The organism is Escherichia sp. MOD1-EC5990 (assembly GCF_002965285.1).
GTDB lineage: Bacteria > Pseudomonadota > Gammaproteobacteria > Enterobacterales > Enterobacteriaceae > Escherichia > Escherichia coli_F.
On record NZ_PTRV01000003.1, the window covers coordinates 147,004 to 168,302 of the forward strand.

The following is a 21,299-nucleotide window of genomic DNA, read 5'->3' on the forward strand; positions in this document are numbered from 1 at the left end:
CCATAATAATAAAAATCAGCATAAGTACCCGAGGTAAATAAAATGATTCTGGACACCGTTGACGTAAAAAAGAAAGGCGTGCATACCCGCTATTTAATATTACTGATTATTTTTATTGTTACCGCCGTTAACTACGCCGATCGTGCAACGCTGTCTATTGCTGGTACCGAAGTGGCAAAAGAGTTGCAGTTAAGTGCGGTTTCGATGGGTTACATCTTTTCTGCTTTTGGCTGGGCCTACTTGCTGATGCAAATCCCCGGCGGCTGGCTGCTTGATAAGTTTGGCTCGAAAAAAGTTTACACCTACAGCCTCTTTTTCTGGTCGCTATTCACCTTCCTGCAAGGCTTTGTTGATATGTTCCCGCTGGCCTGGGCAGGGATCTCCATGTTCTTTATGCGCTTTATGCTCGGCTTCTCGGAAGCGCCATCATTCCCGGCGAACGCCCGTATTGTCGCCGCCTGGTTCCCGACGAAAGAACGTGGTACTGCCTCCGCCATCTTTAACTCGGCGCAATATTTCTCACTGGCGCTCTTTTCGCCTCTGCTTGGCTGGCTGACTTTCGCCTGGGGATGGGAGCACGTCTTTACCGTTATGGGGGTGATTGGTTTTGTGCTGACGGCGCTGTGGATCAAGTTGATTCATAACCCGACAGATCACCCACGTATGTCTGCGGAAGAGCTGAAGTTTATATCTGAAAATGGCGCGGTGGTCGATATGGACCACAAAAAGCCGGGCAGCGCGGCAGCAAGCGGTCCCAAACTGCATTACATCAAGCAATTGCTCTCTAACCGCATGATGTTGGGCGTATTTTTCGGACAATATTTTATCAACACCATCACCTGGTTCTTCCTCACCTGGTTCCCGATTTATCTGGTGCAGGAAAAAGGCATGTCGATTCTGAAAGTGGGTCTGGTCGCCTCGATTCCGGCACTGTGTGGTTTTGCGGGCGGCGTGCTGGGAGGTGTCTTCTCGGATTATCTGATCAAACGCGGTTTGTCCCTGACCCTGGCACGTAAGCTACCGATTGTGCTGGGAATGTTGCTGGCTTCCACCATCATCTTATGTAACTACACCAATAACACCACGCTGGTGGTCATGCTGATGGCGCTGGCTTTTTTTGGCAAAGGATTTGGTGCGCTGGGCTGGCCGGTGATTTCTGACACCGCGCCGAAAGAGATAGTTGGCCTCTGCGGCGGCGTCTTTAACGTCTTTGGCAATGTTGCCTCCATTGTCACTCCACTGGTGATTGGCTACCTGGTGAGTGAACTGCACTCCTTCAATGCGGCACTGGTCTTCGTGGGATGTTCGGCGCTGATGGCGATGGTCTGCTACCTCTTCGTAGTTGGCGACATTAAACGTATGGAATTGCAGAAATAAGCAAAGGTATAAGCGATGAATAACGATGTTTTCCCGAATAAATTCAAAGCCGCACTGGCTGCGAAACAGGTACAAATTGGTTGCTGGTCAGCACTCTCTAACCCGATTAGCACTGAAGTTCTTGGTTTGGCTGGGTTTGACTGGCTGGTGCTGGATGGCGAACATGCGCCAAACGATATCTCCACGTTTATTCCGCAGTTAATGGCCCTGAAAGGCAGCGCCAGCGCGCCAGTAGTGCGAGTGCCGACCAACGAGCCGGTAATTATAAAGCGTCTTCTGGATATCGGTTTCTATAACTTCCTGATTCCTTTTGTAGAAACAAAAGAGGAAGCAGAGCAGGCGGTGGCATCAACCCGTTACCCACCGGAAGGCATTCGCGGCGTCTCCGTTTCTCACCGCGCCAATATGTTTGGCACCGTGGCGGATTATTTCGCTCAGTCGAACAAGAACATCACCATTCTGGTCCAGATAGAAAGTCAGCAGGGCGTAGATAACGTCGATGCCATTGCCGCTACCGAAGGTGTAGACGGTATCTTCGTCGGCCCCAGCGATCTGGCTGCGGCATTAGGCCATCTCGGCAATGCCTCGCACCCGGATGTACAAAAAGCAATCCAGCATATTTTTAACCGTGCCAGTGCGCACGGCAAACCCAGCGGTATCCTCGCGCCGGTCGAAGCCGATGCGCGTCGTTATCTGGAATGGGGCGCGACGTTTGTGGCTGTCGGCAGCGATCTCGGCGTCTTCCGCTCTGCCACTCAGAAACTGGCTGATACCTTTAAAAAATAACCACCACCGCAACAAGAGAGATGATTGATATGACTATGAAAGTTGGTTTTATTGGCCTGGGGATTATGGGTAAACCAATGAGTAAAAACCTTCTGAAAGCAGGTTACTCGCTGGTGGTTGCTGACCGTAACCCAGAAGCTATTGCTGACGTGATTGCTGCAGGTGCAGAAACAGCTTCTACGGCTAAAGCGATCGCTGAACAGTGCGACGTCATCATAACCATGCTGCCAAACTCCCCTCATGTGAAAGAGGTGGCGCTGGGTGAGAATGGCATTATTGAAGGCGCGAAGCCAGGTACGGTATTGATCGATATGAGTTCTATTGCACCGCTGGCAAGCCGTGAAATAAGCGAAGCGCTGAAAGCGAAAGGCATTGATATGCTGGACGCCCCGGTGAGCGGCGGTGAACCGAAAGCCATCGACGGTACGCTGTCAGTGATGGTGGGCGGCGACAAGGCTATTTTCGACAAATACTATGATTTGATGAAAGCGATGGCGGGTTCCGTGGTGCATACCGGGGAAATCGGTGCAGGTAACGTCACCAAACTGGCAAATCAGGTCATTGTGGCGCTGAATATTGCCGCGATGTCAGAAGCGTTAACGCTGGCAACCAAAGCGGGCGTTAACCCGGATCTGGTGTATCAGGCAATTCGCGGTGGACTGGCGGGCAGTACCGTGCTAGATGCCAAAGCGCCGATGGTGATGGACCGCAACTTCAAGCCGGGCTTCCGTATTGATCTGCATATTAAGGATCTGGCAAATGCGCTGGATACTTCCCACGGCGTCGGCGCGCAACTGCCGCTCACAGCTGCGGTTATGGAGATGATGCAGGCACTGCGTGCCGATGGTTTAGGAACGGCGGATCATAGCGCCCTGGCGTGCTACTACGAAAAACTGGCGAAAGTCGAAGTTACTCGCTAATGACGTCGTGCCCGGATGGCGTATTGCAATCCGGGCCTGGAATCCAGGCCGAATAAGAGAAACGCCCTCCGGCGTCATGTGGTAACAGGCATAGATATGAAAATCGTAATCGCCCCAGACTCTTATAAAGAAAGTTTATCTGCCAGCGAGGTTGCGCAGGCGATAGAAAAAGGATTTCGGGAAATTTTTCCTGATGCACAGTATGTTTCCGTTCCGGTTGCCGACGGTGGTGAAGGAACGGTGGAAGCCATGATTGCAGCCACCCAGGGGGCTGAACGTCACGCCTGGGTTACAGGGCCGCTGGGCGAGAAAGTGAATGCCAGTTGGGGGATCTCCGGCGATGGCAAAACCGCGTTTATCGAAATGGCGGCGGCCAGTGGGCTGGAACTGGTACCTGCGGAAAAACGCGATCCACTTGTGACCACTTCACGCGGTACTGGCGAGTTAATCCTGCAGGCGCTGGAGAGCGGCGCGACAAACATTATTATCGGCATTGGCGGCAGCGCCACCAACGACGGCGGCGCAGGCATGGTGCAGGCGCTGGGGGCGAAATTATGCGATGCCAACGGCAATGAAATTGGTTTTGGCGGCGGTAGCCTTAATACTCTGAATGATATTGATATTTCCGGCCTCGATCCGCGCTTAAAAGATTGTGCTATTCGCGTCGCTTGTGATGTCACCAATCCGCTGGTGGGCGATAACGGCGCATCGCGCATCTTTGGCCCACAAAAGGGAGCCAGTGAAGCGATGATTGTCGAGCTGGACAATAACCTCTCTCACTATGCCGATGTCATTAAAAAAGCGCTGCATGTTGATGTGAAAGATGTCCCCGGCGCAGGAGCTGCGGGCGGTATGGGCGCGGCGCTGATGGCGTTTCTTGGTGCGGAACTGAAAAGTGGTATTGAAATCGTCACGACGGCGCTGAATCTGGAGGAACATATTCACGATTGTACGCTGGTGATCACCGGTGAAGGGCGTATTGACAGCCAGAGTATACACGGCAAGGTTCCGATTGGCGTCGCAAACGTGGCGAAAAAGTACCATAAACCGGTGATTGGCATTGCGGGTAGCCTGACCAATGATGTTGGCGTTGTACATCAGCATGGCATTGATGCGGTCTTCAGCGTATTGACCAGTATTGGTACGTTGGATGAAGCATTCCGTGGGGCTTATGACAATATTTACCGTGCTTCACGTAATATCGCCGCGACACTGGCGATTGGAATGCGCAACGCGGGGTGACAAGGGCGCGCAAACCCTCTATACTGCGCGCCGAAGCTGACCAGACAGTCGCCGCTTCGTCGTCGTCCTCTTCGGGGGAGACGGGCGGAGGGGAGGAAAGTCCGGGCTCCATAGGGCAGGGTGCCAGGTAACGCCTGGGGGGGAAACCCACGACCAGTGCAACAGAGAGCAAACCGCCGATGGCCCGTGCAAGCGGGATCAGGTAAGGGTGAAAGGGTGCGGTAAGAGCGCACCGCGCGGCTGGTAACAGTCCGTGGCACGGTAAACTCCACCCGGAGCAAGGCCAAATAGGGGTTCATAAGGTACGGCCCGTACTGAACCCGGGTAGGCTGCTTGAGCCAGTGAGCGATTGCTGGCCTAGATGAATGACTGTCCACGACAGAACCCGGCTTATCGGTCAGTTTCACCTATTTTAACCAAAACCCGCCAGCGTAAACTGGCGGGTTTTTGCTTTTGAGGAGGGTGGTCGGAAAGATGAACGTCTTATCTGGCCTACAAAACAACGAAAATTCAATATATTGCACAGAGGCAATGTAGGCCTGATAAGCGTAGCGCCTCAGGCAATTTTGTGTTTATCATCAGTCTCGAACCTGCTTCGGCAAGCTTTTACTTTTGGTGCAGACGGAAAGATGAACGAATATCTAAGCTATTAATAATAGACTTTGCAAGAAATCATTACATTTATATTTCATTTAAAAGATCGTAATCATACGTATATTCTTTGCTAATAAAACGACACTCGTTGAAGCTAAATTCATCGTCTGAAAAGGAATTGTCAACAGAATCTCTTTCTTCCTCCAGGCTATTATCTGAAAGCAAGTCGTTTGAGTTAGTATAATCCAGGTTGTAATCGACAGTATAATTAATTTCTGGATCGGTTTGGTAATCATTTTTTTTGACGCAATCATATTCTTCAATAATTTTATCGATATAATCATATGCTTTTTCTAATGAGAAGTTTTTCATCTCTGGTAATTTAACTTTGCTCAAATAATTATTAATTTTTGAGGAGTTTTTATATATGCTTTTTGTTAATTCTTTTTCTAATTTGTCTGTTATATTTGCTGTTGGTATGGATTTTATAATCGCATATCTCATGATTTTTAATTGATCTTCGGTTAAATCTCCAAGCTCATTTAAACAACTTTCGACAAAGTTGATTTTTTCTCTGGAATAATTATCGCTGATACTTGTTAACGCTGGGGTGATTTTTAATAAAGAATTCCATGAGATAGTACCATTGTGTGTCGAACGCATAAAATTTATATTGTACATATTGGTTTTAGTAAACTTTGTTGCAAACAATGTAAAGGGATCTAAAGTCGCGTAAGCCATATGTTTATTTGAAAAATCATAACCAGTTAAATCGACGTTATGCAAGTCCAGATAGGATAAATCTACTACATCACCTGCTCCAGAGCTAAAGATTACATTTAATCTTCTGATTTCATTGTAAATTTCCTCTAATGAACAATTTATGTTCATGATGTCTGCTGAAATTTTTATGTTATTTAACGGTTCACAAATTATAAGCTCGCAGGTATTGTCTGATCGTTGCGTTATTTGGGCATTATAACCTAAAAAGTCTATGCGAAGAGACGAGTCATTATAAAGTATTACATTTTTTAAGTATGCTAATTCTTGTTGAAAATCACCATCGATAATACATGTTCCACCAGGTTGCAACGCGCAGATTAACGTGAGCATTTGATTAGAAGTCTGTTTTAGTTTTACTACACCTGGTGCTAGTGCTTTGAGGTCATTTATTATGGGGGTTTCAGGAATGTCATTCATTTTTATACGTACTAAATCATTACCTAAGTCATTACCTATTGATGAAACCGGGAACATTATTTTATCCTTTTTAAATAATCAATGAGAATCATGATTAAAATGATCTGGTGAAAAAAAGAGAATTTGCCAACAATCTGAAACATTGTCAGTTTTATTAAAATGATTAAATTCCGTTAAGATAACTTCTTTTTGCGTGAACTTTGCGCAAAACTTAAAAATTGTCTCCTTGATACACTCCAGATCTTTTCTATTGATGGCTGAACAAGTACATTTTTCGCCAAAAGGTGAAAATGTGCCTACATCTAAAGTTTGTATTATATAATCATCATTTACTCCTGTAGAAATATCTATGATGAATGGACTTCTATTTTCCGGTTGGATTCGGATCATTACAGAAGAAACATCACCTTTATAGACATTCAATGCAGTAATCGCAGATAATATTCTCCGCAATTCATTGCTTATGCTGTAAATTTCATTAACGTCATTTGTCGATATAATCTCGGCAAATTTTATTTTTACCTTCCAATAATCAATGTTTCTATTATAAGTGTTAACAGTTTCGTACATTGGTGGTATCGAAGGGGGTAAAAAATGTGAAACCGAATAACCTTTCATTGATGCCTGCCTTGTCATCATGACAAACAATAATCAATGCTTATTTTCCTTGCACGGTTCGCTCACAACTATCAAAAAACGCTCAATTACCCGGCATTACAGTCAACGAAGCAAAATTCTGTGGTCTACAACGATGTAAAGCACAACGAAAATCCTCCTTGTTCTCTTATTCTGACCGTATAGCGATGAACATCAATTATTCGTTTTGTGATCATCAACACAAAATGCTATTTAGTAACTATGGTGACAGTAGAAACGAGGGGAAACGATTGCATTCACAAAATGACGTCCTGTAAGAAGGGTGAAAGTTGATGTTAATCAATTGTTCGAGATGATCAATATCTGTATTCGAAATTTTAAAACATTGATAAAATAAATGTTTGCCCTCCAACAAATAGCGAGAAAAAATGTGACGTGCCGCATTATTTATCGCTGAAAATGATTTATTTATAATAAAATTTGATAACTTGCTCATAAAATTTAACTCAAAATTTGCCTGGTAATTATCCGCTAATTGCTTGAAATATGGTCGCAGCTGCTTTTTTTTATTAACCACATAACGAATGATGTTATCGCCATAAAATATGGTTATCCCTGTCATTTTTTTTGACAAAAATCAGGGTTTATGCTGATTTATATACTTTAACTTATTGATATATAAAAGCATTTAATTGATACAGTGATATCCAGAAAAGTATTGAAAGTTAATTTGTGAGTGGTCGCACATATCCTGTTCATTTCATTTTGATACACTTCATGCCGTCAATGAGGTTATTAACGTAGGTAGTTATGAGCACTATTCTTCTTCCGAAAACGCAGCATCTGGTAGTCTTTCAGGAAGTCATTAGAAGTGGCTCTATCGGCTCGGCTGCAAAAGAATTAGGGTTAACTCAACCCGCCGTCAGTAAAATCATTAACGATATTGAAGACTATTTTGGTGTGGAATTAGTGGTGCGGAAAAATACCGGTGTAACATTAACACCTGCCGGTCAATTGTTACTCTCCCGTTCCGAATCCATTACCCGTGAAATGAAAAATATGGTGAATGAGATAAGCGGTATGTCTTCTGAGGCGGTGGTGGAAGTCTCGTTTGGTTTTCCTTCATTGATTGGTTTTACTTTTATGTCCGGGATGATCAACAAGTTCAAAGAGGTGTTCCCGAAAGCGCAGGTTTCTATGTATGAAGCGCAACTGTCTTCGTTCCTACCGGCAATCCGCGACGGTCGCCTGGATTTTGCGATTGGTACGTTAAGCGCAGAAATGAAGCTTCAGGATTTACATGTTGAGCCGCTGTTCGAGTCCGAGTTTGTGCTGGTAGCCAGTAAGTCCCGAACATGCACCGGCACCACCACGCTGGAGTCGTTGAAGAACGAACAGTGGGTGTTGCCACAAACCAATATGGGGTACTACAGCGAGCTGCTCACCACGTTACAAAGAAATGGCATCAGTATTGAAAACATCGTTAAAACCGACTCAGTCGTGACAATTTATAATCTTGTTCTCAATGCTGATTTCTTAACTGTAATTCCTTGTGATATGACGTCACCTTTTGGTTCTAATCAATTTATTACTATTCCGGTTGAAGAAACATTACCTGTGGCACAATATGCCGCGGTATGGTCGAAAAATTATCGTATTAAAAAAGCAGCATCGGTTTTGGTGGAATTAGCCAAAGAGTATTCATCTTATAATGGGTGTAGACGAAGGCAATTAATTGAAGTTGGTTAGTTATTTGTTTTTATTTAAACATAAATAATCCACCTGTCTGTTTTGCAGGTGTCGGTTACGGTTACCTACATATTTAATTCAGGCTAAGAGGTTTTATAATGCATATTACATACGATCTCCCGGTTGCTATTGATGACATCATTGAAGCAAAACAACGACTGGCTGGGCGAATTTATAAAACAGGCATGCCTCGCTCCAACTATTTTAGTGAACGTTGCAAAGGTGAAATATTCCTCAAATTCGAAAACATGCAGCGTACCGGTTCATTTAAAATTCGTGGCGCATTTAATAAATTAAGTTCACTGACCGATGCGGAAAAACGTAAAGGTGTAGTGGCCTGCTCTGCGGGCAACCATGCGCAAGGGGTTTCGCTCTCCTGCGCGATGCTGGGTATCGACGGTAAAGTGGTGATGCCAAAAGGCGCGCCGAAATCCAAAGTAGCGGCAACGTGCGACTACTCCGCTGAAGTTGTTTTGCATGGTGATAACTTCAACGACACTATCGCTAAAGTGAGCGAAATTGTCGAAATGGAAGGCCGTATTTTTATCCCACCTTATGATGATCCGAAAGTGATTGCCGGTCAGGGAACGATTGGTCTGGAAATTATGGAAGATCTCTATGATGTCGATAACGTGATTGTGCCAATTGGCGGTGGCGGTTTAATTGCTGGTATTGCGGTAGCGATTAAATCAATTAACCCGACTATTCGTGTTATTGGCGTACAGTCAGAAAACGTTCACGGCATGGCGGCTTCTTTCCACTCCGGAGAAATAACCACGCACCGAACTACCGGCACCCTGGCGGATGGTTGTGATGTCGCCCGCCCGGGTAATTTAACTTACGAAATCGTTCGTGAATTAGTCGATGACATCGTGCTGGTCAGCGAAGACGAAATCAGAAACAGTATGATTGCCTTAATTCAGCGCAATAAAGTCGTCACCGAAGGCGCAGGCGCTCTGGCATGTGCTGCATTATTAAGCGGTAAATTAGACCAATATATTCAAAACAGAAAAACCGTCAGTATTATTTCCGGCGGCAATATCGATCTTTCTCGCGTCTCTCAAATCACCGGTTTCGTTGACGCTTAATTAATTCGTTGAGGATAGGATATGAGTACTTCAGATAGCATTGTATCCAGCCAGACAAAACAATCGTCCTGGCGTAAATCAGATACCACATGGACGTTAGGCTTGTTTGGTACGGCAATCGGCGCCGGGGTGCTGTTCTTCCCTATCCGCGCAGGTTTTGGCGGACTGATCCCGATTCTTCTGATGTTGGTATTGGCATACCCCATCGCATTTTATTGCCACCGGGCGCTGGCGCGTCTGTGTCTTTCTGGCTCTAACCCTTCCGGCAACATTACGGAAACGGTGGAAGAGCATTTTGGTAAAACTGGCGGCGTGGTTATCACGTTCCTGTACTTCTTCGCGATTTGCCCACTGCTGTGGATTTATGGCGTTACTATTACCAATACCTTTATGACGTTCTGGGAAAACCAGCTCGGCTTTGCACCGCTGAATCGCGGCTTTGTGGCGCTGTTCCTGTTGCTGCTGATGGCTTTCGTCATCTGGTTTGGTAAGGATCTGATGGTTAAAGTGATGAGCTACCTGGTATGGCCGTTTATCGCCAGCCTGGTGCTGATTTCTCTATCGCTGATCCCTTACTGGAACTCTGCAGTTATCGACCAGGTTGACCTCGGTTCGCTGTCGTTAACCGGCCATGACGGTATCCTGATCACTGTCTGGCTGGGGATTTCCATCATGGTTTTCTCCTTTAACTTCTCGCCAATCGTCTCTTCCTTCGTGGTTTCTAAACGTGAAGAGTATGAGAAAGACTTCGGTCGCGACTTCACCGAGCGTAAATGTTCACAAATCATCTCTCGCGCCAGTATGCTGATGGTTGCAGTGGTGATGTTCTTTGCCTTTAGCTGCCTGTTTACGCTGTCTCCGGCGAATATGGCTGAAGCGAAAGCGCAGAATATTCCAGTGCTTTCTTATCTGGCTAACCACTTTGCGTCCATGACCGGTACCAAAACAACGTTTGCAATTACACTTGAATATGCAGCTTCCATTATCGCACTCGTGGCTATTTTCAAATCTTTCTTCGGTCACTATCTGGGGACGCTGGAAGGTCTGAATGGTTTGATTCTGAAGTTCGGTTATAAAGGTGACAAAACCAAAGTGTCGCTGGGTAAACTGAATACTCTCAGCATGGTTTTCATCATGGGATCCACCTGGGTTGTTGCCTACGCCAACCCGAACATCCTCGACCTGATTGAAGCTATGGGCGCGCCGATTATCGCATCCCTGTTGTGCCTGTTGCCGATGTATGCCATCCGTAAAGCGCCGTCTCTGGCGAAATACCGTGGTCGTCTGGATAACGTGTTTGTTACCGTGATTGGTCTGCTGACCATCCTGAACATCGTATACAAACTGTTTTAATCCGTAACTCAGGATGAGAAAAGAGATGAATGAATTTCCGGTTGTTTTGGTTATTAACTGTGGTTCGTCTTCGATTAAGTTTTCCGTGCTCGATGCCAGCGACTGTGAAGTATTAATGTCAGGTATTGCCGACGGTATTAACTCGGAAAATGCATTCTTATCCGTAAATGGGGGAGAGCCAGCACCGCTGGCTCACCACAGCTACGAAGGTGCATTGAAGGCAATTGCATTTGAACTGGAAAAACGGAATTTAAATGACAGCGTGGCCTTAATTGGCCACCGCATCGCTCACGGCGGCAGTATTTTTACCGAGTCTGCCATTATTACCGATGAAGTCATTGATAATATCCGTCGCGTTTCTCCACTGGCACCCCTGCATAATTACGCCAATTTAAGTGGTATTGAATCGGCGCAGCAATTATTCCCGGGCGTAACTCAGGTGGCGGTATTTGATACCAGTTTCCACCAGACGATGGCGCCGGAAGCTTATTTATACGGCCTGCCGTGGAAATATTATGAAGAGTTAGGTGTACGCCGTTATGGTTTCCACGGTACGTCGCACCGCTATGTTTCCCAGCGCGCACATTCTTTGCTGAATCTGGCGGAAGATGACTCCGGCCTGGTCGTGGCGCATCTTGGCAATGGCGCGTCAATCTGCGCAGTTCGCAACGGTCAGAGTGTTGACACTTCAATGGGAATGACGCCGCTGGAAGGCTTGATGATGGGTACCCGCAGTGGTGATGTCGACTTCGGGGCGATGTCCTGGGTCGCCAGCCAAACCAACCAGAGCCTGGGTGACCTGGAACGCGTAGTGAATAAAGAGTCGGGATTATTAGGTATTTCCGGTCTTTCTTCGGATTTACGTGTTCTGGAAGAAGCCTGGCATGAAGGTCACGAACGCGCGCAACTGGCAATTAAAACCTTTGTTCACCGAATTGCCCGTCATATTGCCGGACACGCAGCTTCATTACGTCGCCTGGATGGAATTATATTCACCGGCGGAATAGGAGAGAACTCAAGTTTAATTCGTCGTTTGGTCATGGAGCATTTGGCTGTATTAGGCGTAGAGATTGATACAGAAATGAATAATCGCTCTAACTCCTTTGGAGAGCGAATTGTTTCTAGTGAAAATGCGCGTGTCATTTGCGCCGTTATTCCGACTAACGAAGAAAAAATGATTGCTTTGGATGCCATTCATTTAGGCAAAGTGAACGCGCCCGCAGAATTTGCATAATTTAGTTGAAGTATTGTAGAGAGATTATTTTTCATGAAGGTAGATATTGATACCAGCGATAAGCTGTACGCCGACGCATGGCTTGGCTTTAAAGGTACGGACTGGAAAAACGAAATTAATGTCCGCGATTTTATTCAACATAACTATACACCGTATGAAGGCGATGAATCTTTTCTCGCCGAAGCAACGCCAGCCACCACGGAATTGTGGGAAAAAGTGATGGAAGGCATTCGTATCGAAAACGCAACCCACGCGCCGGTTGATTTCGATACTAATATTGCTACCACCATTACCGCTCATGATGCGGGATATATTAACCAGCCGCTGGAAAAAATAGTTGGCCTGCAAACGGATGCGCCATTAAAGCGCGCGCTGCATCCGTTCGGCGGTATTAATATGATTAAAAGTTCATTCCACGCATATGGCCGTGAAATGGACAGCGAATTTGAGTACATCTTTACCGATCTGCGTAAAACCCATAATCAGGGCGTATTTGATGCGTACTCACCGGATATGCTGCGCTGCCGTAAATCGGGTGTACTGACTGGTTTGCCAGACGGTTATGGTCGTGGGCGTATTATCGGTGACTACCGCCGCGTGGCGCTTTACGGCATCAGTTATCTGGTACGTGAACGCGAACTGCAATTTGCCGATCTCCAGTCTCGTCTGGAAAAAGGCGAAGATCTCGAAGCCACTATCCGTCTGCGTGAGGAGCTGGCGGAACATCGTCGTGCGCTGTTGCAGATTCAGGAAATGGCGGCGAAATACGGTTTTGATATCTCCCGTCCGGCGCAGAATGCGCAGGAAGCGGTGCAGTGGCTCTACTTCGCTTACCTGGCGGCAGTGAAATCACAGAACGGCGGCGCAATGTCTCTTGGCCGTACGGCATCGTTCCTCGATATCTACATTGAGCGCGACTTTAAAGCTGGCGTGCTCAATGAGCAGCAGGCACAAGAACTGATCGACCACTTCATTATGAAGATCCGTATGGTGCGCTTCCTGCGTACGCCGGAATTTGATTCGCTGTTCTCTGGCGACCCGATCTGGGCGACGGAAGTGATCGGTGGGATGGGGCTGGACGGTCGTACGCTGGTGACCAAAAACTCTTTCCGTTATCTGCACACCCTGCACACTATGGGGCCAGCACCGGAACCAAACCTGACCATTCTGTGGTCGGAAGAATTACCGATCGCCTTCAAAAAATATGCCGCGCAGGTGTCTATCGTCACCTCTTCCTTGCAGTATGAAAACGACGATCTGATGCGTACTGACTTCAACAGCGACGATTACGCGATTGCCTGCTGCGTTAGCCCGATGGTGATTGGTAAGCAAATGCAGTTCTTTGGTGCACGCGCTAACCTGGCGAAAACGCTGCTCTACGCAATTAACGGCGGGGTGGACGAGAAGCTGAAGATTCAGGTCGGCCCAAAAACAGCACCGCTGATGGACGACGTGTTGGACTACGACAAAGTGATGGACAGCCTCGACCACTTTATGGACTGGCTGGCGGTGCAGTACATCAGCGCGCTGAACATCATCCACTACATGCACGACAAGTACAGCTACGAAGCCTCGCTGATGGCGCTGCACGATCGTGATGTCTATCGCACTATGGCGTGTGGCATCGCGGGCCTGTCAGTGGCGACGGACTCCCTGTCTGCCATCAAATATGCCCGCGTGAAACCAATCCGTGACGAAAACGGCCTGGCGGTGGATTTCGAAATCGACGGTGAATATCCGCAGTACGGCAACAACGACGAGCGCGTAGACAGTATTGCCTGCGACCTGGTTGAACGTTTTATGAAGAAAATTAAAGCGCTGCCGACCTATCGCAACGCCGTCCCTACCCAGTCGATTCTGACTATCACTTCTAACGTGGTGTACGGGCAGAAAACCGGTAACACGCCGGACGGTCGTCGCGCCGGAACACCGTTCGCACCGGGCGCTAACCCGATGCACGGTCGTGACCGTAAAGGTGCCGTGGCCTCGCTGACGTCGGTGGCGAAACTGCCGTTCACTTACGCCAAAGACGGTATCTCGTACACCTTCTCAATTGTCCCGGCGGCGTTGGGCAAAGAAGATCCAGTACGTAAAACCAACCTTGTCGGCCTGCTGGATGGGTATTTCCACCACGAAGCGGATGTCGAAGGCGGTCAACACCTCAACGTCAACGTAATGAATCGGGAAATGCTGCTGGATGCCATCGAGCACCCGGAAAAATATCCTAACCTGACAATCCGTGTCTCTGGCTACGCCGTGCGCTTCAACGCACTGACCCGTGAACAGCAACAGGATGTTATTTCACGTACTTTTACCCAGGCGCTCTGACGCCGGAGGATGTATGAAAAAGATTATCGAAACGCAACGTGCCCCAGGCGCAATCGGCCCTTATGTTCAGGGTGTTGATTTAGGCAGCATGGTCTTCACCTCCGGGCAAATTCCGGTTTGCCCGCAGACAGGTGAGATCCCGGCTGATGTGCAAGATCAGGCGCGTTTAAGCCTCGAAAACGTCAAAGCGATCGTGGTTGCTGCCGGGCTGAGCGTGGGCGATATCATCAAGATGACCGTGTTCATCACCGATCTGAATGATTTTGCCACCATCAATGAAGTCTATAAGCAGTTCTTCGATGAGCATCAGGCGACCTACCCGACCCGGAGCTGTGTGCAGGTCGCGCGTTTGCCGAAAGATGTGAAGCTGGAAATTGAAGCCATCGCAGTACGTAGTGCGTAAAGCCTCGTGAGCGGGACGGTCGCAAGGTCGTTCCGCTCCACTTCACTGAACGGCAATCCGAGGGTGTGGATATGATTAGTGCATTCGATATTTTCAAAATTGGGATTGGACCCTCCAGTTCGCATACCGTGGGGCCGATGAATGCCGGAAAAAGTTTTATTGATCGGCTGGAAAATAGCGGCTTATTAACCGCGACGAGCCATATTATGGTCGATCTGTACGGGTCGTTGTCACTGACGGGCAAAGGCCATGCCACGGATGTCGCCATCATCATGGGACTAGCAGGAAACAGTCCGCAGGATGTTGTTATTGATGAGATCCCTGCATTTATTGAGTTAGTGACGCGCAGCGGGCGGTTGCCGGTGGCTTCTGGGGCGCATGTTGTTGATTTTCCTGTAGCAAAGAACATTGTTTTCCATCCTGAAATGTTGCCTCGTCATGAGAACGGGATGCGGATTACTGCCTGGAATGGGCAGAAAGAGCTATTAAGCAAAACTTACTACTCAGTCGGTGGCGGATTTATCGTTGAAGAAGAACACTTCGGTCTGTCGCACGCTGTCGAAACCCTCGTACCTTACGATTTTCACTCAGCAGGTGAACTGCTGAAAATGTGTGATTACAACGGCCTGTCTATTTCTGGCCTAATGATGCACAACGAGCTGGCGCTGCGCAGCAAAGCGGAAATTGATGCCGGGTTTGCCCGTATCTGGCAAGTGATGCACGACGGCATTGAACGCGGGATGAATACCGAAGGCGTGCTGCCAGGACCGCTTAATGTGCCTCGTCGTGCCGTTGCGTTGCGTCGCCAGCTGGTTTCCAGCGATAACATCTCTAACGATCCGATGAACGTCATCGACTGGATCAACATGTACGCGCTGGCAGTGAGTGAAGAAAACGCAGCCGGTGGGCGCGTAGTAACAGCGCCGACCAATGGGGCGTGCGGCATTATTCCGGCTGTGCTGGCTTATTATGATAAGTTCCGTCGCCCAGTAAATGAGCGGTCGATTGCCCGCTATCTACTGGCAGCGGGGGCTATTGGCGCGCTGTATAAAATGAACGCTTCCATTTCTGGCGCGGAAGTCGGCTGTCAGGGGGAAATTGGCGTGGCCTGTTCAATGGCGGCGGCAGGGTTAACTGAACTACTGGGCGGCAGTCCTGCGCAGGTATGCAATGCGGCGGAAATTGCTATGGAGCATAACCTTGGGCTGACCTGCGATCCGGTTGCCGGACAGGTGCAAATCCCATGTATTGAACGTAATGCCATTAATGCCGTGAAAGCAGTAAACGCTGCGCGGATGGCGATGCGCCGCACCTCGGCACCGCGTGTTTCACTCGATAAAGTTATCGAGACGATGTATGAAACCGGCAAAGATATGAACGATAAATACCGCGAAACATCACGCGGAGGACTGGCCATTAAAGTGGTCTGCGGCTGACATTGCTGTCAGCTTTCATCCTTGGGTGCACAAATGTGCACCTTTTTTTTTGTGATCTGCCGCAAATAGAGAATGAATATTCTCTTGTGATTAATTTAGTAGAAAATTCTTATCCATCTCCGTTATTTCAAAGTCTTGATTGTGAAGATTTTCTCTGACCTCGCGCGTATCATTTCTTTATTCTAATAACTCGCCTGCAAAAACGTAGACCGCATATCGCCTTGATGCGGCTCGGAAAAAAATAATAAGCCCTACAAAATATTGAGCGAGAAATTATGGAAATTGCATCGAATAAAGGCGTCATTGCAGACGCTTCGACCCCGGCAGGTCGTGCTGGAATGAGTGAGAGCGAGTGGCGAGAAGCGATCAAATTCGACAGTACTGACACCGGCTGGGTGATTATGAGTATCGGGATGGCGATTGGCGCAGGGATTGTTTTTCTCCCGGTGCAGGTCGGTTTGATGGGATTGTGGGTATTTTTGCTCTCATCGGTGATTGGTTACCCGGCAATGTATCTGTTTCAGCGGTTGTTTATTAATACGCTGGCAGAATCACCAGAGTGTAAAGATTACCCCAGCGTCATCAGCGGTTATTTAGGTAAAAACTGGGGCATCCTGTTAGGTGCGCTCTATTTCGTGATGCTGGTGATCTGGATGTTCGTCTATTCCACTGCCATCACCAACGATAGTGCTTCCTACCTGCATACCTTCGGCGTGACGGAAGGGTTGCTGTCAGACAGTCCCTTTTATGGTCTGGTACTGATTTGCATTCTGGTGGCGATCTCCTCACGCGGCGAGAAATTGTTATTCAAAATTTCGACCGGCATGGTGCTGACTAAGCTGCTGGTGGTTGCGGCGCTGGGCGTGTCGATGGTCGGAATGTGGCATCTGTACAACGTCGGTTCGCTGCCGCCGCTGGGGCTGCTGGTGAAAAACGCCATTATTACGCTGCCGTTTACCCTGACGTCGATTCTGTTTATCCAGACGTTAAGCCCGATGGTGATCTCTTATCGCTCACGGGAAAAATCCATTGAAGTGGCGCGGCATAAAGCATTGCGGGCAATGAATATCGCGTTTGGCATTTTGTTTGTCACCGTCTTTTTCTACGCCGTGTCGTTCACGCTGGCGATGGGACATGACGAAGCGGTAAAAGCCTACGAGCAGAATATTTCTGCGCTGGCAATTGCCGCACAGTTTATTAGCGGTGACGGCGCAGCGTGGGTGAAAGTGGTCAGCGTCATTCTCAATATCTTTGCAGTAATGACCGCGTTTTTTGGCGTCTATTTAGGCTTTCGCGAAGCAACGCAAGGGATCGTAATGAACATCCTGCGTCGCAAGATGCCTGCCGAGAAGATTAACGCAAATCTCGTTCAGCGCGGCATCATGATTTTCGCCATTTTACTGGCCTGGAGCGCCATCGTACTGAACGCACCGGTGTTGAGCTTCACCTCTATCTGTAGCCCGATTTTCGGCATGGTAGGGTGCTTGATCCCGGCGTGGCTGGTTTACAAAGTACCGGCATTGCACAAATACAAAGGGATGTCTCTGTACCTGATTATCGTCACTGGTTTGTTGCTTTGTGTATCTCCGTTCCTGGCATTTTCTTGATTTACCTGAAATTTTAAGGTTTTTATAATGTTTGATTCGACTTTAAATCCGTTATGGCAGCGTTACATCCTCGCCGTTCAGGAGGAAGTAAAACCGGCGCTGGGATGTACTGAACCGATTTCACTGGCGCTGGCGGCGGCGGTTGCTGCGGCAAAACTGGAAGGTCCGGTTGAACGTGTAGAAGCCTGGGTTTCGCCAAATCTGATGAAGAACGGTCTGGGCGTCACCGTTCCTGGCACGGGAATGGTGGGGCTGCCGATTGCGGCGGCGCTGGGAGCGTTAGGTGGAAATGCCAACGCCGGGCTGGAAGTGCTGAAAGACGCAACGGCGCAGGCAATTGCCGATGCCAAAGCGTTGCTGGCGGCGGGGAAAGTCTCGGTTAAAATCCAGGAACCTTGCGATGAAATCCTCTTCTCACGCGCCAAAGTCTGGAACGGTGAGAAGTGGGCGTGTGTCACCATCGTTGGCGGGCATACCAACATTGTGCATATTGAAACGCACAATGGCGTGGTTTTTACCCAGCAGGCAAGTGTTACAGAAGGTGAGCAAGAGTCGCCGCTGGCAGTGCTCTCCAGAACGACGCTGGCTGAGATCCTGAAGTTTGTCAATGAAGTGCCGTTTTCGGCGATCCGCTTTATTCTCGATTCCGCGAAGTTAAATTGCGCGTTATCGCAGGAAGGTTTGAGTGGTAACTGGGGGCTACATATTGGCGCGACGCTGGAAAAACAGTGTGAACGCGGTTTGCTGGCGAAAGATCTCTCTTCATCCATTGTGATTCGTACCAGCGCGGCATCCGATGCGCGTATGGGCGGTGCTACGCTTCCGGCAATGAGTAACTCCGGTTCTGGCAATCAGGGGATCACCGCAACAATGCCTGTGGTGGTGGTCGCAGAACACTTCGGGGCCGATGATGAACGGCTGGCGCGTGCGCTGATGCTTTCGCATTTGAGCGCGATTTACATCCATAACCAGTTACCGCGTTTGTCTGCGCTTTGTGCCGCAACGACCGCAGCAATGGGGGCCGCCGCCGGGATGGCATGGCTGGTGGATGGGCGTTATGAAACCATCTCGATGGCGATCAGCAGTATGATCGGCGATGTCAGCGGCATGATTTGCGATGGTGCGTCCAACAGCTGCGCGATGAAGGTTTCGACCAGTGCTTCGGCTGCGTGGAAAGCAGTGTTAATGGCGCTGGATGATACCGCTGTGACCGGTAATGAAGGTATTGTGGCGCATGATGTTGAGCAGTCGATTGCCAACCTGTGTGCGCTGGCAAGCCATTCGATGCAGCAAACGGATCGGCAGATTATCGAGATTATGGCGAGCAAGGCCAGATAAACACCTGGTTTTGGGTATCGTGTCGGATGCGATGCTGGTGCATCTTATTTGGCCTACGAGTTGTGCAATTTGTTGATGTTGCTGGTTTTGTAGGCCGGATAAGGCGTTTACGCCGCATCCGGCAACCTGTCTTTACGCGGTAGCTTCATCCTCGGCTAAACGCGTTTCAGCATCCGCGACAATGGCTTCCAGTTCGCTCAACATCTCTTCATAGCCAAAATTATTGGCGGTGCGAGCCGGTTCCTTCGCCACCACGGGCTTCACCGGCTGACGCTTTTTGGCCGATTTTTTACTCATCTTCATCTCCCTGTAAAAACAACTAGACAGGCAAATCTATCAGCAAAGCGCGCAGTGGGGAATCGGCAACCAGCGTAATGTTAGCCTCGTCACGAATAAACGCCCCATCACCGCAGGTCAGCGCCGCTTTCTCTTCATGATGCGTAAGCGCATGAAATTGCCCGTGAATCGATTGCAAATACGCGCGTGGCCCATGCAACTGGAAATTCGCACTTTCGCCTTTGTCTAGCACGATATGATGCAGCCACACTTGCTGGCGCAACTGCAGGCTTCCCATCGCCCCCTCTGGCGAGGCGATTAATTGCTGCTTGCCCATATCAAGCGCCAGTTTTTGAATCAGCGGATTCTCTCGCTGCGGGCAGGCATCCAGCCAAAGCTGCATCCGTGTTAACGGTTTGTCTTTGCTGAGATTGTGTTCGCTATAGCTGATACCCGGCTGGGTAGAGAGCAGCAACGCTTCACCTGCGTAGGCCTGAATATGATTGCCTTCGCTGTCACGATACTCAGCTTCTCCATCCAGAATCACATTTAAAATATCGACTTTAGGATAGGTACGCGGCTGGAAGGCGGCACCTGGGGCCAGAACTTCCTGGTTAAGCACACGCAGGGAGGCATAACCTAACAATTTCGGGTCGAAGTAGTGTCCAAAGGAAAAAGTATACCGGGCCTGCAACCATCCGTAGTCTGCTTGTCCACACTGCCTGGCAGTTCGGGTAGTAATCATAATTCTTGACCTCTCTTTACTTCCTTTTATGGTAAGGGGCTGGACGCTACATTGTTAGCCAGATATTCTGCCCGGTATGTTCAAATTTCCTGAATGAGAACGAAATGGCCAAAGAAAGGGCATTAACGCTGGAAGCACTACGGGTTATGGATGCGATCGATCGCCGGGGCAGTTTTGCGGCGGCGGCGGATGAGCTGGGACGCGTGCCTTCCGCACTTAGCTACACCATGCAAAAACTAGAAGAAGAGCTGGATGTGGTGTTGTTTGACCGCTCGGGCCATCGCACCAAATTCACCAATGTCGGGCGAATGTTGCTGGAGCGAGGGCGCGTTTTGCTGGAAGCCGCAGATAAACTGACTACCGATGCGGAAGCCCTCGCGCGCGGTTGGGAAACGCATCTCACCATTGTGACTGAGGCGCTGGTACCGACACCCGCCTTTTTCCCGTTAATCGACAAACTGGCGGCAAAAGCCAATACCCAACTGGCAATCATCACCGAAGTGCTGGCGGGGGCGTGGGAACGGCTGGAGCAGGGGCGCGCGGATATTGTTATCGCGCCGGATATGCATTTTCGCTCCTCGTCGGAGATCAACTCGCGCAAACTCTATACCTTAATGAACGTCTATGTTGCCGCGCCTGATCACCCGATTCATCAGGAGCCGGAACCGTTATCTGAAGTGACGCGCGTGAAATATCGTGGAATTGCGGTGGCGGATACCGCTCGTGAGCGCCCGGTGTTGACCGTACAGCTGCTGGACAAACAGCCGCGCTTAACGGTGAGCACGATTGAAGATAAACGTCAGGCATTACTGGCGGGGCTTGGCGTGGCGACGATGCCGTATCCGATGGTTGAAAAAGATATTGCGGAAGGACGGTTGCGTGTCGTCAGCCCGGAATCGACCAGCGAGATCGATATTATTATGGCCTGGCGTCGTGACAGTATGGGGGAAGCGAAATCCTGGTGTCTGCGGGAAATTCCCAAACTTTTTAGCGGAAAATAATATTTGTTATTTTTAATAAAAAGGG

General features: G+C 48.7%; 19 protein-coding genes and 1 other RNA gene. 15 read left to right on the top strand and 5 right to left on the bottom strand.

The features are described from left to right. The first annotated feature begins 42 nt into the window (after positions 1-42). The 5 genes from garP to rnpB all read left to right on the top strand — a co-directional run bounded on the left by garP (position 43) and on the right by rnpB (position 4,734). Positions 43-1,377, top strand: coding sequence for a galactarate/glucarate/glycerate transporter GarP (gene garP, locus BEB42_RS04710; protein WP_000599651.1), 1,335 nt, complete (start codon positions 43-45; stop codon positions 1,375-1,377). A 15-nt stretch (positions 1,378-1,392) separates the two neighbouring features. After that, a complete protein-coding gene (gene garL, locus BEB42_RS04715; RefSeq protein WP_001058227.1) occupies positions 1,393-2,163 on the top strand; it encodes a 2-dehydro-3-deoxyglucarate aldolase in 771 nt (256 codons plus the stop codon). A gap of 29 nt (positions 2,164-2,192) precedes the next feature. Next, positions 2,193-3,083: a 2-hydroxy-3-oxopropionate reductase gene (gene garR, locus BEB42_RS04720; RefSeq protein ID WP_001303675.1), complete on the top strand. Its 891-nt coding sequence runs from the start codon at positions 2,193-2,195 to the stop codon at positions 3,081-3,083. Positions 3,084-3,179: 96 nt separating this feature from the next. Further along, positions 3,180-4,325, top strand: coding sequence for a glycerate 2-kinase (gene garK, locus BEB42_RS04725; protein WP_001352915.1), 1,146 nt, complete (start codon positions 3,180-3,182; stop codon positions 4,323-4,325). Positions 4,326-4,357: 32 nt separating this feature from the next. Continuing rightward, positions 4,358-4,734, top strand: an RNA gene (gene rnpB, locus BEB42_RS04730) — RNase P RNA component class A. A 272-nt stretch (positions 4,735-5,006) separates the two neighbouring features. On the opposite strand, the gene BEB42_RS04735 is transcribed toward rnpB, so the two are convergent. The 3 genes from BEB42_RS04735 to tdcR form a co-directional block, all read right to left on the bottom strand. After that, the gene (locus BEB42_RS04735) at positions 5,007-6,176 is read right to left on the bottom strand and encodes a hypothetical protein (RefSeq protein WP_000484646.1); all 1,170 of its coding nucleotides are present in this window, start codon (positions 6,174-6,176) and stop codon (positions 5,007-5,009) included. Positions 6,177-6,197: 21 nt separating this feature from the next. Further along, positions 6,198-6,737 carry a hypothetical protein gene (locus BEB42_RS04740; RefSeq protein ID WP_001352916.1) on the bottom strand — a complete coding sequence of 180 codons (540 nt, stop codon included), beginning with the start codon at positions 6,735-6,737 and terminating at the stop codon, positions 6,198-6,200. A 238-nt stretch (positions 6,738-6,975) separates the two neighbouring features. After that, complete coding sequence (tdcR, locus tag BEB42_RS04745; RefSeq protein ID WP_050009867.1) at positions 6,976-7,212, bottom strand: transcriptional activator TdcR; 237 nt, start codon at positions 7,210-7,212, stop codon at positions 6,976-6,978. Positions 7,213-7,526: 314 nt separating this feature from the next. On the opposite strand from tdcR, the gene tdcA reads away from it, so the two are divergent. From tdcA to cyuA, 9 genes are all read left to right on the top strand, one after another. Beyond that, positions 7,527-8,465, top strand: coding sequence for a transcriptional regulator TdcA (tdcA, locus tag BEB42_RS04750; RefSeq protein ID WP_000104211.1), 939 nt, complete (start codon positions 7,527-7,529; stop codon positions 8,463-8,465). A gap of 98 nt (positions 8,466-8,563) precedes the next feature. After that, a complete protein-coding gene (gene tdcB, locus BEB42_RS04760; protein ID WP_000548345.1) occupies positions 8,564-9,553 on the top strand; it encodes a bifunctional threonine ammonia-lyase/L-serine ammonia-lyase TdcB in 990 nt (329 codons plus the stop codon). A gap of 21 nt (positions 9,554-9,574) precedes the next feature. After that, on the top strand, positions 9,575-10,906 hold the full coding sequence (gene tdcC / locus BEB42_RS04765; RefSeq protein WP_105267186.1) for a threonine/serine transporter TdcC: 1,332 nt from the start codon (positions 9,575-9,577) through the stop codon (positions 10,904-10,906). 25 nt (positions 10,907-10,931) lie between these two features. Then, positions 10,932-12,140: a propionate kinase gene (gene tdcD, locus BEB42_RS04770; protein WP_001352917.1), complete on the top strand. Its 1,209-nt coding sequence runs from the start codon at positions 10,932-10,934 to the stop codon at positions 12,138-12,140. 33 nt (positions 12,141-12,173) lie between these two features. Continuing rightward, entirely contained in the window at positions 12,174-14,468 is a 2,295-nt protein-coding gene (gene tdcE, locus BEB42_RS04775) for a 2-ketobutyrate formate-lyase/pyruvate formate-lyase (RefSeq protein ID WP_105267187.1), read from the top strand. 13 nt (positions 14,469-14,481) lie between these two features. After that, complete coding sequence (locus BEB42_RS04780) at positions 14,482-14,871, top strand: enamine/imine deaminase (RefSeq protein WP_000719990.1); 390 nt, start codon at positions 14,482-14,484, stop codon at positions 14,869-14,871. Between the two features lie 71 nt (positions 14,872-14,942). Then, a complete protein-coding gene (tdcG, locus tag BEB42_RS04785) occupies positions 14,943-16,307 on the top strand; it encodes an L-serine ammonia-lyase (protein ID WP_000622094.1) in 1,365 nt (454 codons plus the stop codon). A 275-nt stretch (positions 16,308-16,582) separates the two neighbouring features. Next, on the top strand, positions 16,583-17,914 hold the full coding sequence (locus tag BEB42_RS04795) for an amino acid permease (RefSeq protein ID WP_000401594.1): 1,332 nt from the start codon (positions 16,583-16,585) through the stop codon (positions 17,912-17,914). 27 nt (positions 17,915-17,941) lie between these two features. Further along, complete coding sequence (cyuA, locus tag BEB42_RS04800) at positions 17,942-19,252, top strand: cysteine desulfidase (RefSeq protein ID WP_000460539.1); 1,311 nt, start codon at positions 17,942-17,944, stop codon at positions 19,250-19,252. Positions 19,253-19,384: 132 nt separating this feature from the next. Here cyuA and yhaL read toward each other — a convergent pair whose 3' ends face one another. Both yhaL and BEB42_RS04810 read right to left on the bottom strand, forming a co-directional pair. Continuing rightward, positions 19,385-19,549, bottom strand: coding sequence for a protein YhaL (gene yhaL / locus BEB42_RS04805; protein ID WP_001306007.1), 165 nt, complete (start codon positions 19,547-19,549; stop codon positions 19,385-19,387). 22 nt (positions 19,550-19,571) lie between these two features. Next, positions 19,572-20,273 (bottom strand): pirin family protein, encoded by a 702-nt coding sequence (locus BEB42_RS04810; protein WP_000633563.1) that lies wholly within the window; start codon positions 20,271-20,273, stop codon positions 19,572-19,574. A 104-nt stretch (positions 20,274-20,377) separates the two neighbouring features. On the opposite strand from BEB42_RS04810, the gene yhaJ reads away from it, so the two are divergent. Then, positions 20,378-21,274 (top strand): DNA-binding transcriptional regulator YhaJ, encoded by an 897-nt coding sequence (yhaJ, locus tag BEB42_RS04815; protein WP_001041010.1) that lies wholly within the window; start codon positions 20,378-20,380, stop codon positions 21,272-21,274. Positions 21,275-21,299: the final 25 nt, after the last annotated feature.

What these genes read in the sequence shown, in the direction of transcription:
- garL (WP_001058227.1), top strand. Translation starts at nt 1,393, where the DNA reads ATGAATAACGATGTTTTCCCGAATAAATTCAAAGCCGCACTGGCTGCG.
- garK (WP_001352915.1), top strand. Translation starts at nt 3,180, where the DNA reads ATGAAAATCGTAATCGCCCCAGACTCTTATAAAGAAAGTTTATCTGCC.
- tdcR (WP_050009867.1), bottom strand. Translation starts at nt 7,212, where the DNA reads ATGAGCAAGTTATCAAATTTTATTATAAATAAATCATTTTCAGCGATA.
- tdcD (WP_001352917.1), top strand. Translation starts at nt 10,932, where the DNA reads ATGAATGAATTTCCGGTTGTTTTGGTTATTAACTGTGGTTCGTCTTCG.
- BEB42_RS04740 (WP_001352916.1), bottom strand. Translation starts at nt 6,737, where the DNA reads ATGAAAGGTTATTCGGTTTCACATTTTTTACCCCCTTCGATACCACCA.
- BEB42_RS04795 (WP_000401594.1), top strand. Translation starts at nt 16,583, where the DNA reads ATGGAAATTGCATCGAATAAAGGCGTCATTGCAGACGCTTCGACCCCG.
- tdcB (WP_000548345.1), top strand. Translation starts at nt 8,564, where the DNA reads ATGCATATTACATACGATCTCCCGGTTGCTATTGATGACATCATTGAA.
- garP (WP_000599651.1), top strand. Translation starts at nt 43, where the DNA reads ATGATTCTGGACACCGTTGACGTAAAAAAGAAAGGCGTGCATACCCGC.
- garR (WP_001303675.1), top strand. Translation starts at nt 2,193, where the DNA reads ATGACTATGAAAGTTGGTTTTATTGGCCTGGGGATTATGGGTAAACCA.
- yhaL (WP_001306007.1), bottom strand. Translation starts at nt 19,549, where the DNA reads ATGAGTAAAAAATCGGCCAAAAAGCGTCAGCCGGTGAAGCCCGTGGTG.
- tdcE (WP_105267187.1), top strand. Translation starts at nt 12,174, where the DNA reads ATGAAGGTAGATATTGATACCAGCGATAAGCTGTACGCCGACGCATGG.
- BEB42_RS04735 (WP_000484646.1), bottom strand. Translation starts at nt 6,176, where the DNA reads ATGTTCCCGGTTTCATCAATAGGTAATGACTTAGGTAATGATTTAGTA.
- BEB42_RS04810 (WP_000633563.1), bottom strand. Translation starts at nt 20,273, where the DNA reads ATGATTACTACCCGAACTGCCAGGCAGTGTGGACAAGCAGACTACGGA.
- BEB42_RS04780 (WP_000719990.1), top strand. Translation starts at nt 14,482, where the DNA reads ATGAAAAAGATTATCGAAACGCAACGTGCCCCAGGCGCAATCGGCCCT.
- tdcC (WP_105267186.1), top strand. Translation starts at nt 9,575, where the DNA reads ATGAGTACTTCAGATAGCATTGTATCCAGCCAGACAAAACAATCGTCC.
- tdcG (WP_000622094.1), top strand. Translation starts at nt 14,943, where the DNA reads ATGATTAGTGCATTCGATATTTTCAAAATTGGGATTGGACCCTCCAGT.
- cyuA (WP_000460539.1), top strand. Translation starts at nt 17,942, where the DNA reads ATGTTTGATTCGACTTTAAATCCGTTATGGCAGCGTTACATCCTCGCC.
- tdcA (WP_000104211.1), top strand. Translation starts at nt 7,527, where the DNA reads ATGAGCACTATTCTTCTTCCGAAAACGCAGCATCTGGTAGTCTTTCAG.
- yhaJ (WP_001041010.1), top strand. Translation starts at nt 20,378, where the DNA reads ATGGCCAAAGAAAGGGCATTAACGCTGGAAGCACTACGGGTTATGGAT.